The following is a 16,183-nucleotide window of genomic DNA, read 5'->3' as shown; positions in this document are numbered from 1 at the left end:
ATAACTTTAGAAAGGCGGTGACCCATTGTGCAACCAAAACTTTTACGATCGGATCGATTCGTACGGGAATTCCCTCTATACCTCATGATTCTTCCCGCCGTTCTTCTAGTAGCCATCTACAGCTATGGATCCATGGGAGGCGTTATCATTGCCTTCCAGAAGTTCATCCCGGCGAAGGGACTCTTCGGTCATCAACAGTGGGTCGGGGTTCAAAACTTCCACACGCTGTTCTCGATGCCCAACATCGGTCCGGTCATTCGCAATACCGTCGTCATTGCGTTGGGCAAAATGATTGCAGGCATTATCGTTCCCGTTGCCTTCGCGCTCTTGCTGAACGAGATTCGAAGCCGTCTCGCCAAGCGGGTATTCCAGACGCTCGTATATCTTCCGCACTTCCTGTCCTGGGTTATTCTGTCGGGCATCCTGATCAATCTGCTCTCCCCGAGCGAGGGCTTCGTCAATATCCTGCTTTCCAAGATAGGGATCCAGCCGATCTTCTTCCTGGGCAATGCGCATGCCTTCCCCGCAACCATGGTTGTGAGCGACGTATGGAAGACATTCGGTTTCGGGTCGGTCATTTATCTGGCCGCGCTCGCGGGCATCAATCCGGCTCTCTATGAAGCTGCCGTTATCGACGGCGCGAACCGCTGGAAGCAGACGCTGCACGTGACCCTGCCCGGTCTCGCCTCGATCATTGTGCTGATGACGGTACTCGGTTTCGCGAACATCCTAAACGGGGGATTCGATCAGATTTACAACATGTACAGCCCTGTCGTCTACTCCACCGGCGATATTCTGGATACGTTCGTGTTCCGGCTCGGCATTGAACAAGCGCAATATTCCCTCTCCACCGCCGCAGGGCTGTTCAAGTCGGGTGTATCGCTCATTTTTATCGTCGCTTCCTATTACTTAGCTGACAAATTTACCGGGTACAAGGTTTTCTAGCGGAGGATGGGATCATGAGTATAAGAACTTCGACATCTCGCAAAGTGTTCCTGGCGGTCAATGCCGCTCTACTGACGCTAGTCTCCTTGATTTGCATTGCGCCTTTTATTAATTTGCTGGCGGTTTCGTTCTCCGACAAGACCGCCGTGGCCGCGGGCGAAGTTACCTTTCTCCCCGTCGGCTTCACGACCGTCTCGTACGAATTCATAACGAATTCTTCGAAGTTCCTCGATTCTCTCATAGTATCGCTCAAACGTACGGTGATCGGCGTACCGCTTAACCTGCTGCTGATTGTGCTGACAGCCTATCCGCTGTCCAAATCCAGGAAGGATTTCCGGGCGCGCCCGTACTTCTCTTGGTTCTTCGTCATTACGATTCTGTTTAACGCGGGGCTGATTCCGACCTATATGGTCGTGAAAAGCACCGGGCTGATCAATTCGATCTGGTCGCTCTTGCTGCCGGGCGCGCTTCCCGTCTTCAGCATGCTGGTTGTCATGAACTACATGCGCAGCCTGCCGAAGGAACTGCTGGAGGCCTCTTATATCGACGGCGCGAACCACTTGCAGACGCTGCTCCGTATCGTGCTCCCCGTCTCGGCCCCGACGATCGCGACGGTGACGCTGTTCGCATTCGTCGATCATTGGAACAGCTGGTTCGACGGCATGATCTACATGAACCGAATCGAGAATTACCCGCTTCAGACATACTTGCAGACCGTCGTCGTCAATCCGGAGGAGTTCATTCGGAACAACACGGATCTTAGCGGCAACCTGTCCAAATACTTGTCCCTGGTCAGCGCGCGTACGACGGGTGCCGCGCAGATGTTCCTGGCCATGATCCCCATTCTGTGTCTTTATCCCTTTCTGCAGAAGTACTTCACGACCGGACTCGTGATGGGCAGCGTCAAGGAATAAGATCGAAGGGAAGATAACATCTCTATGAAAATATTCGTCACCGGAGGTACCGGATTCATCGGTTCTTACGTCGTCAAGGAACTGCTATCGCACGGACACGAGCTTACGCTTCTGGCCCGCAATAGGCACAAAGTGCCCGCCTTCGCGACGCATGAACGTATTCGTTTCGTAGAAGGCACCATGGAAGACACCGCGGCCATCGCCGAAGGGCTGGAAAATCAGGATGCCCTCATTCACGTCGCGCTGTCTTGGTTGAACGGTACGGCCGAGGAGAACGCCGTTCGCGAGACGCTGCCGACGATTCGCCTGTTCCAGGCAGCCGCGGAAGCCGAAGTCAAGAAGATCGTCTTCACCTCCTCCATCGCCAGCTTCGGTACGGCGCGCCACGACGATGACGGCCCCATCCGGCCGATGAACTATTATGGAGCTGCCAAGGCAGCGTCCGAAGCTTATCTGATGGCGATCGCTTACGAATATGGCTTGCAGGCGAACGTGATACGCCCGGGTTATACCTTCGGCAATCCGTGCGTCGATGGCGGTCCCCTTTATCCCGACCGCAAGCTAGTCGACATGGTGAAGAGAGCCCGCGAGAATGTGCCGATGACCTTCGTCAAGAACGACGGCACCCAGTTCATATGGGCCGGCGATCTCGCAAAGGTGTATATCGCTCTGCTGCACGCCGACATTCGGGAGCATAACCGCGGCTACTATACCGCCGTAAGTACGGAGCATCGAACTTGGGCTCAGATTGCGCAGATGGCGATCAATCTTTCGAGCTCCCAGAGCCGGATCGAACTCGTCGATCAAGGCCGCCCAGAACCGGAAGGCACTCCGATCGACGTCTCGCGAATCCGCGAATCGTTCGGCTTCTCCTTCACGGCCGATGAGCAGATGAAGCAGCACCTTCGATACTTAAACACGCTCGAACTGTAAGGGCATTACGTGAGCCCGCTATTTCAACATTCCGATGCGCCGGGCTTGAACGACAGCCACGAATATTCTTCGGTTACATCGCACGGACGGACTATATCGGCGGCCTCGATCGAGGCGGTTCTCCTTTTGAGAAGGCTTTGACTCATTAACGGAAGGCGGCCCGCCTTACCCTTTGACGGAACCTGTCGTCAGTCCTTGCACGAAATACTTCTGCAGGAAAAGGAACAGCACGAAGAGGGGAATCAGGATGATGCAGATCGCCGCCGTCAGCACGCCCCAATTCGTCTGGTATTGGCCTTGGAAGTTGAGCAGGCCGACCGTGAGCGGCACGCCCTTGTCGGTCGTCAGCGTCGCCAGCTGCGCCCACATGAGCTCGCCCCATATATAGCTGAAGTTGAGGATGGTGCAGGTTGCGATCGCGCCTCCCGTGAGCGGCATGATGATCCGGAACATCGTATGGATCTCGCCGCTGCCGTCGATGCGCGCGGACTCCAGCACCTCGGCCGGTATCGTCAGGATGAAGCTCCTCAGGACGACGATCGTCGTGGGCAGCACCCAGCCCAGATAAGCAAGGATGATCGGCACGAACCTTGTCCCCATTAAGCCGATCTTGGACATGAACATGTACAGCGGCAGAATCATCGATTCCGTCGGCAGGATTTGCACGAGGAGCATCAAAGCGACGATCGCGGCGCCGAACGGGACGTGCAGCCTGGCAAGAGCATAGGCGGCGAACGCGCCGAATATCGTCGCCAGCGCCAGCGTAACGCATGCAATCAGCAAGCTGTTGAAGAAATATTCCCCGATATGGCCTTCGACGAAGGCTTGCGCGTAATTGTCCGTGAACAGCCGATGCGGCAGCGACCAGACGTTCTCGTAGAATTCTTCGGTTGTCTTGAGCGAAGTGAACAGCGTGAATAACAACGGGTACAGATTGACGACGACGAATCCGATGAGCAGGATACGGAAAATCAGTCTCATCGTCGCTTCCGGATCCTTCAGCTTCGCCGCCGCTTCCGCCTTCGGCATGCCGGTACGCCCCTTCGCTTTCACATACTCAATATTCATAGCTCTCCCCCCTTGCCAGCCGCTGCACGATTACGATGACCAGCGAGACCAGAATCGTCAGCAGCACCCCGATCGCGGAGGCATAGCCGAATTCATTGTACTGGAACGCGACATCGAGCATCCGGACGGGAACCGTGCGCGAGGAGTCGCCGGGTCCGCCCTTCGTCATAATAAAGACGATGTCGTACGTCTTGAAGGCCAGGATCAGCATTAGCAGCGTCACCAGCCGAACCGTCGGCATAATAAGCGGGAGGATGATCATCCGGACCTGCCGGGCGTAGCCCATTCCTTCCAAGCGGGCGGCCTCGAACATGGACGAGGGAATCGTCGTCATGGCCGTATAACATAGAATCATCACCAGACCGGAGAAGCGCCAGCCGCCGATCACCGCGATGGTCCAGACGACGGTACCGGGTTCCGACAGCCACGCATGCTGAAGATTCTGCAGGCCGAGCGCGCCGAGCACGCTGTTGAGCAGGCCGACGTCCGGGCTGAGGATGAAGACGAACAGGAATCCGATAATGACGAAAGGCATCATGGCCGGAGAGAAAAAGACGAACCGGTAGAAGGCGCCTTCCTTCGGCCCCGTCTTGTAGATCGCAAGCGCGAGCAGCAGGCCGGCCGCGATGGCGAGAGCCGAGGAGACGACCGCGATCTGCAAGGAATAAATGAAGCCCCTGACCGTCACCGCATCCTCGAACACCTTCGCGTAATTGGCGAAGCCGGTCCACTTGACCGCCGTCATGCCGTTCCAAGTCGTCAGCGACATGGCCGCATTCCAAACGATCGGGACAAGCATCGAGAAGGCAATGAACAGCATGGACGGCAGGACGAACAGAATGCCGAGTATCCGCAGACTCGACGCCGACGACTTCAGAGATTTGCGCTGTTCCATCCGCGACACCCTTTCTCCACCCTATCGAACAGGCACAGGCGGCAGCCTATGCCTGTTCGTCGGACCTAGCGATTCCGATTATTGGCCGCCGGCGGCCACCTGCCGGCGAACCTTCTCCAGTTCGTCCAGCGACGACTTGCCGTTGAAGATGTAATTCGCCGGCATCTTGCCGTTGACGATGTCCATGAATTGCGGGGCGACGTTAATGATCTCCTTCGGCTCGATGCGGCCCGCGTCCTTGGAGTAGAGCGCGAGATTCGGATCGTCGGACTTGACGTCCTTGATGGTAACCGGCGATCCCTTATCCACGCGCATCTGAAGAATTTCGGGACTGGTCAAATATTTCATGATCTCGATCGACGCTTCCGGATGCTTGGCGTTCGCCGGGATAAAGTAACCGTCCGAGCCGCCGAGCACATAATTCAATCCCTTCGTCGGCCAACTGCCGATCGAGATATTCGTAAGGCCCGAATCTTTGATCGATTGCGCCGCGTTGGTGTTGACGTCCGCCTTGATGGCGATCTTGCCCTGCTTGAACGCGATGTTGACTTGATCGAGCGTCGTGGTCAGCGCGCCCTTGCCGGGATACACGTACTTGTCGTACAGCTCTTTCGACGCCTCGAACGCCTCGACGACAAGCGGATCGGTGAATGGCGTCTTGCCGGTCGCGAACGCGGTCATCCGAGCATCGTCCGGCCAGATCGTAATCAGGTTGTTGCGCGGCACCCAAGCGGCCCAGTCCTTGTTGATGCCGATCGGCCATACGCCGGTCTTCTCCTGGATCCGGCCGAGCATCGCCATGAAGTCGTCCCACGACTGCGGACCGTCCGGCAGCTTCACGCCGGCTTTGTCGAGAATGTCCTGATTCGCGATCAGCATCGGATAGACGGCGCTGAACGGTAAGGCGTATACCTTGCCGTTATAGGTGCCCGATTCGATCACGCGGTCCAGGAAGCTGTTCCGCCACTCGCCGCCGTTCGCGTCGAGATAGGGAGTCAGGTCGAGCGCCATATCGGCGTTGACGAACGTTTCCATTTGCGTCGGCCAATATTGGGTCAGATCGATCGGATTGTTCGCCGCAATCGTTGTCTTGATCGTTTTCTCCGCGTTGTTGCCGTCCCAAGGCTTGAAGGTAATGTCGTACTTGTCTTTGAAGTGCTCGGCGACGACGCCTTCGATCTCTTTGGACGCTGGGTTGTCGGCCGATGTGATCATCAGCGTCATTTTGATTTTCTCCCCCGGCTTCGTCTGTTCCGGAGCCGCTTCTTTCGTCTGCGAAGGCGAGGTCGAGCCGCTCGCTGACGGTGAGGCGCTCCCTCCCGATGAAGCGCCGGCGTTCTTGCCGTTGCCGCCTGATCCGCAAGCGCTTACAACTAGACATAACATAACGAGCATTGCCGCATAGACGACCTTTTTCGTTCCTGCCATCCTTTCGCCTCCCTTATCGCTTTCCTTGCGGATTCCATTCGCTTGCGAGAAAACTGGGTTTCGTGCGCTATGACTTCATTATACGGATGGCTCGGGGCCGGCCTATTTAGCAAAACTATAAATTATTTAGCTTTTCTTCGATTGCCGCTTTCTTGCGAAGCTCCGAGGGAGAATAGCCCTCCAACTTCTTGAAAACTTGAATGAAATACGCATAGTTCGCGTAGCCCACCCGCTGCCCGATCTCGTATACCAGCAGGTTCGTGCTCTCGAGGAGTTCCTTCGCCCGGTTGACGCGCAACCGGTTGACATGCTCCTTGAAAGCGATGCCGAACTCCTTCTTGAACAGGTGGCTGAAGTAATTGGGCGTGATCCCGGCCTGCTCGGCAAGCAACTCGACGGTGAGCTCTTCCCGGTAATGGCGCTCGATGTAGTCGCCGATCCGCCGCATCATACTGCCTAGCTGGCTGCGGCGCTCCGCCCGGCATGACCGCGTCGTCTCCGCGTAGGCTTCCATCACAAGCCGATGGCAGGCCTTGAAGGATACGGGAGCCGAGCCGCCGCTCAGCTCGGCCTTCCGCCGCGCGGTCGCATCGGCCGGCGCGGAACACTCCGCCAACATGTCCAGCAGCGTCTGGCAGAAGGTCGCCACGCTCTCCCGGCAATAGCGGGCCTCCGACGCCAGCCGGTCGAACTCCGCCCCCAACAGCGCCTGCACCGCCGCCTCGTCTCCCTCCCGGACCGCCTGCCGCAGCTTGGCGCGGTCGAGCAAGGATACGACCGGCCCGCGCTCGAGGGGAACGGGCGCCCCGGCCGGCGGCGAACCGACCGGCATACCGGCTTCGCCGTCGGCGTAGAATTGGCGCTCCATGGCGGCCTCCGCCTCCGCGTACAGCCGCTGAATCTCGGCGGCGTTCCCGAGGCCGCTGAATCCGGCCGCGAACGGCGCGCAGCCGCCGTCTGCGGCAACACGCTTCAGTATCCGCTGCAGCCGTGACTTCGTCTGCTGGAAATACAGCATCGAATGCTGCGCCTTCATCACGAGCACCAGACGGTCGTCGGCCCGATGAAGCAGCCACGGCGCATCCTGCCGCATTTCCTCGAGGGCCGCCTCCAGTTCGTCGCCGAGCGCCCTAAGCCTCTCTAACCGGACCTCCCGGTATTGCGGCTCCAGCACGGCGCAGAACATGCCGCCCTTCGCATCGAAGCTGCATTGCGCGAGCTCCTCCAAGATCACGAGCCGGTCCCTGACGGTCCCGTTCAGCCAGTTCCGGATGAAGCTGTCCCGGTAGGCGATCTTATATTTGCGGTACGCTTCCTCGGTCACGCGGTCTTTCACGATCTCGTCGCGCATCTTCTTGATCAGATTGATGAGCGAGCGCGCGCGGATCGGCTTGACCTCATAATCGGAGGCGCCGTACTGCATCGCTCTTTTCATATAGTCGAAGTCGTTATATGCGCTCAGAATGATCACTTTGGTCGCCGGCCGGATGCGCCGGATGCGCGACAGCAGCTCCAGTCCATCCATGCCAGGCATCCGGATATCGGTGATCACGATATCGGGCTCCGCTTCCGCGAACAGCGTCAGCGCCTCCCGGCTGTCAGAAGCCAGCAGGACGTCGGCGATGCCGATCTCCGACCAATCGATTCCTTCCCGGATTCCCTCCCGGATCTGCCGGTCGTCGTCCGCGATCAACAGCTTCATGACGGTTCCTCCTCCTAAGGAATGGGGACGGCCTTGCGGCCGCTCAGCCGATCAACGGCAGGCGCACCTCCACGCGCGTGCCCTGCGAGAGGCGGCTGTAGAAGAACAGGCCGTACCCTTCGCCATAATTGAGCTTGATCCGCTCGTCGATGTTCCGTAAGGCGAAAACTTGCGGCGACACTCCCTTCTCGGCGAGCATGCCGTTAATCGCTTCTCCGTCCGTGCCGACGCCGTTGTCGGTCACCGTATACTGGATGCCGAATTCTTTGCGCTCGACGGCGACTTCGACGAGCCCTCCTTCTGTCCGTTCGCCCATGCCGTGAATCAGCGCGTTCTCCACCAGAGGCTGCAGGATCAGCTTCGGGCACTTGTAGGGATACAGCTCCGGCGAGGCCTGAATGACCAGCCGGATCCGGTTCCCGTATTTGGCTTCCTGGATGAACATGTAGTTGCGCAGAAATTCCAGCTCGCTTCCGACGGTGACCAGCGGCTGTCCCTTGTTCAGGACGTGCTTGAAAATTTCGGACAACGCCTCGATCTGGTCGCTGACCTCGTAATTCCGGCTCTTCATCGCCAGCCAGCGAATGGAATCCAGCGTATTGTAAAGGAAGTGGGGGTTGATTTGCGCCTGCAGCGCCGTCAGCTCGGCCTCCCGCTGCTTGATCTGGCTCAGGTACACCGTGTTGATCGTCTTCTTCAGCTCTTCGGACATCTTCATGAAGGAGCGGGTGATCTCGCCGATCTCGTCTCTCGATTCCGATGCCAGCGAGACGTCGAAGTTGCCCCGCTTCAGCTTGGACATCTCCTTCAGCAAGCGGACAAGCGGCCGGATCAAATAATGATGCTGCACGAGCGAGAACAGCATGCCGAACAGGAGACATAGGGCGACAGCCACGATGACGACCATATGGGTTCCGTTGTTCCCGGCGATCGCCGAGACCGGAATGGACTGGACGAATACCCAGCCGGGCTGCCCGATCGTGAAGAAGAGCACCACCCGCGGAGCACCGTCCACGTCCGCAATGAAATGCCCTTGTCCTTCGCGCAGCGCCCGGCTGATGTACGCCTGATCGCCGATGTTTCGGCCGATCAGTTCTTTCTCCTTGGAGGACAGCACGCGGCCTTGCAGGTCAAGAATGAAGCGCTCCTCCCCGACGTACGCGTTCGCGGTCGAGCTGAGCTCCTCGATGGCCTGCTCCCGGATGTTGATCTTGATGACGCCGAGGCTCCTGCCGTAATGATTGAAGTCGATAATGTCCCGATACAGCGACACGACATCGACCTGGCGATCGTCCACCGTCTCCCGCTCCGCTCCCGTCCAAATCGCTTCGCCCATCAAGCCGACGGCCCGGCGCTCCATTGCCGCATTGACCGACGGCTCGTACGTGCCGCGGCGGAAAAGAATATTGCCGTCCCGGCTGATGCTGACGGAGTCGTAGTACTCCTTGGAACCGACGATGTCGCTCATCCAGTCGGCAATCGCTTTGTACTGGCTGTCGTACTCGACGTCGTTCGCGTACTCTCCGCGGAGAAATCGCTGCACGGTGTCGTTCGACAAGATGGCGACCGAGAGATCGTTGGCGCCGGCCAGCACGAAGTCGATGTTCTTCTTCGTCTGCAGCAGCGTCTGCAGCGCGACCTCGCTCGACTTGTTCAGGGTCACCCGGCTGAAATGCTTGTTCAGCAGCAGACCTGCCGCCATCAGCGGGACGATGATGAAGAGACAAATGCATATGAACAGCTTCATCCTCAGCGTGCGATCCCGGAACCAACCGAGCATGCGATAAGAGCGCCGCTTCATTGACCTCCCTCCTTGTTCGATTCATGCCGAGTCCCCTTCGGCTGGATGAAAGCGCATCCAAAACCGTGTTTCCGAAGCTCTCTTCACCGGAAGTCAATGCCGTCCTCCGACATCGCGTCGTTCCATCCCCACAGCGGAGCCGTCCGGTAATCCGCGGAAGGAGAAGATATCCTTGACTACTCCTATCATAGTGACGCCCGCACAGACGCACATCCGGCATTATTGCTCAATAATCAATGGATATTGCTGTCCTTCGCCGCCTTGCCTTGCCAAGTCTTCCGGAATTGCAGCGGCGTGGTCTGCTCTCTCGTCCGGAACATATGGATGAAGTGCGTGGAGCTGGAGAATCCGACCTGGCGGGTAATCTCCTCGACGCTCGCGTCGGAATAACGGAGGAGCTGCTTCGCCCGCTTCATCCGCAGATTGACCAAATATTCATAAGGGCTGTAGCCGGTATGCTTCTTGAATTCCCGGGAGAGATGGTACTTGCTCAGCGCATGCTTCTTGGCCAGCTCATCCAGGCTTACGCCCTCCTCAAGGCGATGCTCAAGGTCGCGCTTGATGCGGCCGATGTAATCGGGTTCATGCTTCTCCCGTCCCATCGCTGCGAGCAGGAGCGCCGTGAGCAGATCGACGATCAGACGGGCGGTCAGCAGATCGGTGCGCTCGTCCATATGCGACTGCAGATCGCGGATCGCCATGATCTTGTCCCGGAACTCGCCTTCGCCCACTTCGACGGCGGGGCCGCCAAGCTTCATGAAGTGATTCGCGTAGTCTTCGCTCGTGTTCCCGGCAAAATGAAGGTAGACGAATTCCCATATGGCGGGCGAATCCGTGTAATACAGATGATAAGCGTTGCAGTCGATCAGGAAGGCCGTTCCCTTCTCCAGCTTCGAGACGCTGTTGCCATAGCGCAGACAGCCTCTGCCGTTCAACGTATAGAGCAGCAGATAGGAGTCGAGCATGTCCCGTTCGATGCTGTAACCGGGATTCGCGTAATAATGGCCGACGAATTGGGCGTGCGGCAGGCTTGTCCGTGCGAAAGCGGCAGGCGTCACGGCAATGCTGTAGGAACGGCGGTCCAGATCCTCGATAATTCTCATCGCGTTCGCGCACCTCCGGATGGAGACTGATCCCCCTTCTATTTCCATAGAAGGCGCGGGAATTCCTCCAAGCCGCTTACGTCGGCCGGCTGCTCTCATTCTCTCAGGTTAGGGTTCTGCGCTTACGCTTTGGCGGTTCGGTGCCGCAGCTCCGCCGCCAGCATATTTCTACAGTCAAGACAAGCTCTCAATCTCCCTCCGTACTTCCTCCATTATCGCTCTCACTCCTTCTTCGATTCTTTCCGGCTTGACCTGAGAAATACTGATTCGCAGAAACTTTTCTCGCTCGAGCCAGTTCGTCAAATAAAACTGTTTTCCGGTCACGGCCATTACATTCCTCGCCGACAGCCGCTTCATCAACCGATCCAAGTTAACGGTTTGCGGCAGCTTGAACTGTATATAAACGCCGGAATCGACCCTTGATAATTCCACCCGACCCTCGCTGTTTTGATGGCTTGCCGCATCGTGTACCGCCCGGATCCTCGCTGCATACTGTCTGCTGATATGATGCTTATGGCGTTCATACATGCCGTTTTTAATATATACATCGAGCGCCGCCTGCGACAAAAGCGAAGTATCGGTATGCCCCTTGTATGCACGGAATGTCTCCAGCAGCCGTTCCGGGAGCACGACCGCACCTAAGCGCAAGCCTGGGAAAATAATTTTGGAGAAGCTTTTCACGTAAACGACATGCGATGTCCGGCTATATGCGTAAATAGGATCAAATTCCTTTTCCTCTCCTAAATCCCCCATATAATCGTCCTCGACGACGTACACATCGTACTTGTCCGCCAGCCTGGCAATAGTCTTCCGCTCTTCCGCAGTGTATGTGGTGCCTAGTGGATTGTGGTATCTGGACATGGTGTAGAAAAATTTGACTCCGCCATTCTTAAACTTCTGCTCCAGCTCCCGCAGGTCAATGCCGGCCGCCCTTCGCGGAATTCCCATCACCGGAATGCCCTCCGCTTCAAGATATCGCAAGTAAATATCGTAACTCGGCTGCTCGACCAGAATAGTCTCTTTCCGGTTTGGAAACGGCATCCGGGCCAAAATTTCCAAAGCCCGCTGAGCCCCCGACGTGATGAGAATCTGCTCCGCTTTGGCAAACACTTGGTCATTCGCAAAGTGGGACGTCAGCGTCTGTCTAAGCTTCGCCAACCCTCTCGAATCCCCGCCTGTAAACAGCAATTGCTTATACGTATCAATCGCCTTATTCAAGCAATGCTGGAAGTCCAAATAAGGAAATACGTTAATATCCGGCAGCGCAGATGAAAAATCAATTTTGTTGTCATCCTTGCTGCCGGTTGCGTCTTCCGGCTTGTCAACGACATAATATCCACTCTGCGAAATCGAATAGATGGCGTGACGCTTTTCCAGCTCCGCATAAGCCCTGACGACGGTATTAACGCTGCATCCGTACTGTTTCGCGGCATCGCGAACGGAAGGTAGTTTTTGGCCCGGACGGTAGCGCCCTTCATTTATTTTGATTTCCATATCGGAAAGGATGGACAAATATCTCTTCACCTTCTTCCCCCCCTCCTTCCTGCCACTCTCATTATACTTATTTGAACAACTGTATTGATACAATTCCGGATATTTGTTGTTGTTGGTACCGGCAATTCATTTTACCATTCCAAGTATCCGTTCCATGTTCGCGAACAGGAATCGATTCTGTTTAAGGAGGGCACTTGCTTCGATGAATTCATCCGGATTGAAGCTAGCTTATTTTTGCGCCGTTATGAATGCAATGATCATGGGATTTTCATTTTTATTCACGAAAATAGCGCTCGATTTCGCTGGGCCCATGGATACGCTGACATTCCGTTTTGCCGCATCCTTCGCCGCAATGTCCATTCCCGTCCTGCTCGGCCGGGTTCGTCTGAACTACCGCGGGAAGAAGCTTTACAAGGTACTACTCTTGGCCATCTTGTATCCGCTGGTATTTTTCACGCTCCAATCCTACGGCCTGCAGCATGCCACATCCAGCGAAGGGGGGATTCTGTTTGCTTTCACCCCGGTTTTAACGATGCTGCTGGCGTTCCTGTTTTTGAAAGAAACGACCGCTCTCTTGCAAAAACTATCCATCTGTCTTTCCGTCAGCGGAGTCTTGTTTATCTTTATCATGAAAGGCGGCGGCATCGATTGGTCCAACATGACGGGGATTGTTCTCCTGTTCTTGTCTTGCTTGGCAGTGGCAGGGTACAACGTGCTCGCGAGGCGGCTGCTCAAATCGTTCAGTCCCGCGGAGATTACGTATGTCATGCTGGGCATTGCCTTTCTGTCCTTCCTTGCCATGTCGCTTGCCGGACACACGGCGACAGGAACGCTCGATCAATTGTTCTCTCCGCTTGCCAGCGGTACGTTTATCGTATCCATCCTTTATCTTGGCATCTTGTCCACGCTGATTACGGCGCTTAGTTCGAACTATGCCTTGTCCAGAATCGAAGCATCGAAAATGAGCGTATTTTCCAATCTATCGACGATTGTGTCTATCGCTGCCGGGGCACTTTTGCTGGGGGAGGAAGTCAGTATTTACCATATCATCGGTTCTGCGCTTATTATTGCCGGTGTCATGGGAACCAATCTGCTCGGAAAGAAAAGCGAGAGGCGGGTTTCCAATCGCGCAAAGACCGGTTAAGACCCAAACAAACAAAGGAGCGGATAGTACCATGTCAGCAAATACGCAAGCGGATTTCTTCAGGTTGGTCGAGGAGCGCCATGCTGTCAAGCATTTCGACCCCAGCTATAAATTAAATGAGCGAGAAATCATGGAGATGATTGCTGCTGCGGCGAAGGCGCCATCGGCATGGAATCTGCAACATTGGAAGTTTCTCGCTATCATGGAGCAATCAGCCAAAGAAAAGCTGCTGCCTATCGCTTACGGGCAAATGCAAATCGTCGAAGCTTCAGCTGTCGTCGCCGTACTGGGAGATTTGGAAGCGAATCGGAATGCCGAACCCGTTTATCGTTCTGCCGTCGAAGCCGGCTTCATGACGGAAGAAATCAAATCCAATCTGATGAAGCAAATCGATGATGCTTATTCGAAAAGACCTGCGTTTCCGCGCGATGACGCGATCCGCAATGCCTCGCTAGCCGCTATGCAGCTCATGCTGGCAGCCAAGGCCAAAAGGCTTGATTCCTGCCCTATGGGCGGCTTTGACAGCGAAGCCTTTATTGCTGCGTTCGCTGTCCCGTCTAGGTTCATTCCGGTCCTTTTGGTCGCCATTGGCAAGGGAGCTGTCCATGCTCACCCGTCCAGCCGTTTCCCTGTCGAACAAACGATCGCTTGGAACGGCTTCGCATAATAAGACAAAGAAACGGCAGCCGAAAAAGATGGCTGCCGTTTTCTCCATTTATTTTAACCGTGCCGGAACGGGCTTTAATTTTTCGCCCCATACATCCCAAAAGAACTGGTCGGCGGCATGCTGATCGGCAGCGAAGTTCTGTGCTTGTTTGATACGACCATTTTCGATTTGGTAAACAAGAACCCAATTCATGTCGATCTTGTACTCCCCATACTCTCCCCAACCGCGATGTACATCGACCACATGATGCTCGCTTGCGGACAAGGAAATCACTTCAGCCTTGAAATTGGCTTGGGCAATGGTCGAGAAGTAATCAATGATTTCCTCTGCCCCTCTTTTCACACCCGCAAGCGGATGATGACCTGGAATAATCCAAGTCACATCTTCAGCTAAGATTTCACGTTTCATTGTTTCCAAATCCCCTGCGCCATAACATTCAAAAAATCGTTGTACGACTTCTAAATTGGTGTTTGCCTGTTGCATCCTTTTCATCTTTCCCTTCAAGTGAAAGTTCATTACGAATATTGCTGCTTAAATATATAAAATAACTTACCATATGTCAAATTATATATGACGTATTGGTAAGTAAAAGTTGACTTCACTTCCATAAGTAACTACGATATAGCTAACAAGCGAAACGGACGGTGTACAAAATGGGCGAAATTCGTAATGCGGAACGTACCCGGGGAACGATCCTCCAGGCAGCCAAGGAAGAATTTTTCGAGAAAGGGTATACGGGGGCTAGAATCGAATCGATCGCAAAGCGAGCTGGTGTCAATAAGCAATTAATCTATCATTACTTCAAAGGAAAAGATGAACTTATCAAAGAGACCATCAACGAGACCATTCACGAATTTATTTCATCGCTGCCATCCGGAAATCTTGCATTACCGGCTAATCCTGTACATATCGCAGAATTTCGTCTTAAATTGAATCTCGAACACTTAAGGGATTTTTTAAAGTTCACGGCTTGGGAAGCCGTTGATGAAGTTCCTGAAAACGTAAACGGGGAAAAAATTAGAAAGAGGATCTTGCAATCATATAACGAAGACATGAAATCCAAACAGGAGATGGGGTTAGTTCCCGAAGGGTTGGATCCGGCGTTCATTACCTTAATGCTCTCTAGTCTCACTAATTATCCCCTGCTGTATGGCAATGTAACTCGTATGATCACGGGACATACGTTGGATGAACCCGAATTCCAGCAGCAATGGGCTTCGTTTCTTCGTACGATCAGTGAGCGTATTTTTAGAATAGAAAAAACTCACTAAACGGAAAGGTGCATCTTGGCCTGACATCTTATCGGCGAAGCGGAGCAAGGCGCTATAAGCCGGCGTCGACGAGGTCATTTGTCCGACTGCAAGGCGCTCTCGACTTGGGCGAGGTGCTTGGCCATGGTCGCTGCCGCCGCTTTCGGATCGCCGTCGCGAATCGCTTCGAACAGCTTTCTATGCTCTTCGAACAGCTTGCCGGCCGTTTCTTTACCACTATAGAGCCATATCTTGCGGCTGTCTTGAATCGTTCGGTATATCGCATTAGGCATGTGCGTCATCATGGTCTCGAGCATCTTATTGCCGGACGCTTTGGCGATGGCGAGATGGAAGTTCGTATCGTAAATTTGGCTGATCCCCTCATTGCCTACGGCGTTCCTCATCTGTTCGACGATTTTGCAGAGCTCTTCGACGTCATCCTCGGTACGATGCTTGGCCGCCAGTTCGGCCGCGCCGACTTCGAGAATCTTACGCACCTGGAGCACTTCGGTCAGTTCGGCGTTCGACGTCTGGAGCGAATCGAACACCGCCTGCGGCTCGAGACCGGGCTTCTTTACATAGGTGCCGCCCCCTTGCCGCGATTCGACAAGACCGAGCGCTTTCAGATGGCTGAGCGCCTCGCGTACCGTAGATCGGCCGACCCGATACTGCGCGGCCAATTGGTCGATCGTCTCGAGCTTTTCTCCCGGCTTGACGAGTCCCGCCTCAATGATACGGCGCAGCTCGTCCGTAATGATCTCGTAATTTTTCTTATGCAAATTCATGATAAACGTCCCCGTCCCATTGCGAATTAATCGATCATTCTACTCTATCAGGTG

At 55.1% G+C, this 16,183-nt stretch carries 15 protein-coding genes; 6 read left to right on the top strand and 9 right to left on the bottom strand.

Features of this window, described 5'->3' with window-relative positions:
• Window positions 1-27 precede the first annotated feature (27 nt).
• From H7C18_RS14360 to H7C18_RS14350, 3 genes are read left to right on the top strand one after another with little or no spacing between them, the layout of a single operon-like run.
• On the top strand, window positions 28-945 hold the full coding sequence (locus tag H7C18_RS14360) for an ABC transporter permease (protein ID WP_337913495.1): 918 nt from the start codon (window positions 28-30) through the stop codon (window positions 943-945).
• 14 nt (window positions 946-959) lie between these two features.
• Complete coding sequence (locus tag H7C18_RS14355) at window positions 960-1,859, top strand: carbohydrate ABC transporter permease (protein ID WP_185129766.1); 900 nt, start codon at window positions 960-962, stop codon at window positions 1,857-1,859.
• A gap of 24 nt (window positions 1,860-1,883) precedes the next feature.
• Window positions 1,884-2,792, top strand: coding sequence for an NAD-dependent epimerase/dehydratase family protein (locus tag H7C18_RS14350; RefSeq protein WP_185129765.1), 909 nt, complete (start codon window positions 1,884-1,886; stop codon window positions 2,790-2,792).
• 165 nt (window positions 2,793-2,957) lie between these two features.
• Here H7C18_RS14350 and H7C18_RS14345 read toward each other — a convergent pair whose 3' ends face one another.
• The 7 genes from H7C18_RS14345 to H7C18_RS14315 form a co-directional block, all read right to left on the bottom strand.
• Window positions 2,958-3,860: a carbohydrate ABC transporter permease gene (locus H7C18_RS14345; RefSeq protein WP_202887075.1), complete on the bottom strand. Its 903-nt coding sequence runs from the start codon at window positions 3,858-3,860 to the stop codon at window positions 2,958-2,960.
• Window positions 3,850-4,755, bottom strand: coding sequence for a carbohydrate ABC transporter permease (locus tag H7C18_RS14340; protein WP_185129764.1), 906 nt, complete (start codon window positions 4,753-4,755; stop codon window positions 3,850-3,852). The genes H7C18_RS14345 and H7C18_RS14340 overlap by 11 nt, the downstream gene beginning before the upstream one ends.
• A gap of 78 nt (window positions 4,756-4,833) precedes the next feature.
• On the bottom strand, window positions 4,834-6,183 hold the full coding sequence (locus H7C18_RS14335; protein WP_185129763.1) for an ABC transporter substrate-binding protein: 1,350 nt from the start codon (window positions 6,181-6,183) through the stop codon (window positions 4,834-4,836).
• A gap of 115 nt (window positions 6,184-6,298) precedes the next feature.
• A complete protein-coding gene (locus H7C18_RS14330) occupies window positions 6,299-7,885 on the bottom strand; it encodes a response regulator transcription factor (RefSeq protein WP_185129762.1) in 1,587 nt (528 codons plus the stop codon).
• Window positions 7,886-7,928: 43 nt separating this feature from the next.
• Window positions 7,929-9,686 (bottom strand): cache domain-containing sensor histidine kinase, encoded by a 1,758-nt coding sequence (locus tag H7C18_RS14325; protein WP_185129761.1) that lies wholly within the window; start codon window positions 9,684-9,686, stop codon window positions 7,929-7,931.
• Between the two features lie 233 nt (window positions 9,687-9,919).
• On the bottom strand, window positions 9,920-10,789 hold the full coding sequence (locus H7C18_RS14320; protein ID WP_185129760.1) for a helix-turn-helix domain-containing protein: 870 nt from the start codon (window positions 10,787-10,789) through the stop codon (window positions 9,920-9,922).
• Between the two features lie 174 nt (window positions 10,790-10,963).
• A complete protein-coding gene (locus tag H7C18_RS14315; protein ID WP_185129759.1) occupies window positions 10,964-12,313 on the bottom strand; it encodes an aminotransferase class I/II-fold pyridoxal phosphate-dependent enzyme in 1,350 nt (449 codons plus the stop codon).
• 172 nt (window positions 12,314-12,485) lie between these two features.
• Between H7C18_RS14315 and H7C18_RS14310 the strand changes: the two genes are divergently transcribed.
• Entirely contained in the window at window positions 12,486-13,427 is a 942-nt protein-coding gene (locus tag H7C18_RS14310; protein WP_185129758.1) for a DMT family transporter, read from the top strand.
• Between the two features lie 31 nt (window positions 13,428-13,458).
• The gene (locus H7C18_RS14305) at window positions 13,459-14,094 is read left to right on the top strand and encodes a nitroreductase family protein (RefSeq protein ID WP_185129757.1); all 636 of its coding nucleotides are present in this window, start codon (window positions 13,459-13,461) and stop codon (window positions 14,092-14,094) included.
• Between the two features lie 48 nt (window positions 14,095-14,142).
• Here the strand turns inward: H7C18_RS14305 and H7C18_RS14300 are convergent, their stop codons facing one another.
• On the bottom strand, window positions 14,143-14,586 hold the full coding sequence (locus tag H7C18_RS14300; RefSeq protein WP_238357694.1) for a nuclear transport factor 2 family protein: 444 nt from the start codon (window positions 14,584-14,586) through the stop codon (window positions 14,143-14,145).
• Window positions 14,587-14,747: 161 nt separating this feature from the next.
• Between H7C18_RS14300 and H7C18_RS14295 the strand changes: the two genes are divergently transcribed.
• Entirely contained in the window at window positions 14,748-15,365 is a 618-nt protein-coding gene (locus H7C18_RS14295; protein WP_185129756.1) for a TetR/AcrR family transcriptional regulator, read from the top strand.
• A gap of 74 nt (window positions 15,366-15,439) precedes the next feature.
• Here H7C18_RS14295 and H7C18_RS14290 read toward each other — a convergent pair whose 3' ends face one another.
• Entirely contained in the window at window positions 15,440-16,129 is a 690-nt protein-coding gene (locus H7C18_RS14290; RefSeq protein ID WP_185129755.1) for a FadR/GntR family transcriptional regulator, read from the bottom strand.
• Window positions 16,130-16,183: the final 54 nt, after the last annotated feature.

The organism is Cohnella zeiphila (assembly GCF_014212055.1).
Classification (GTDB): Bacteria; Bacillota; Bacilli; order Paenibacillales; family Paenibacillaceae; genus Cohnella; species Cohnella zeiphila.
The sequence above is the reverse complement of the archived record's forward strand: the minus strand, read 5'-3'. Positions and strand labels throughout refer to the sequence as shown.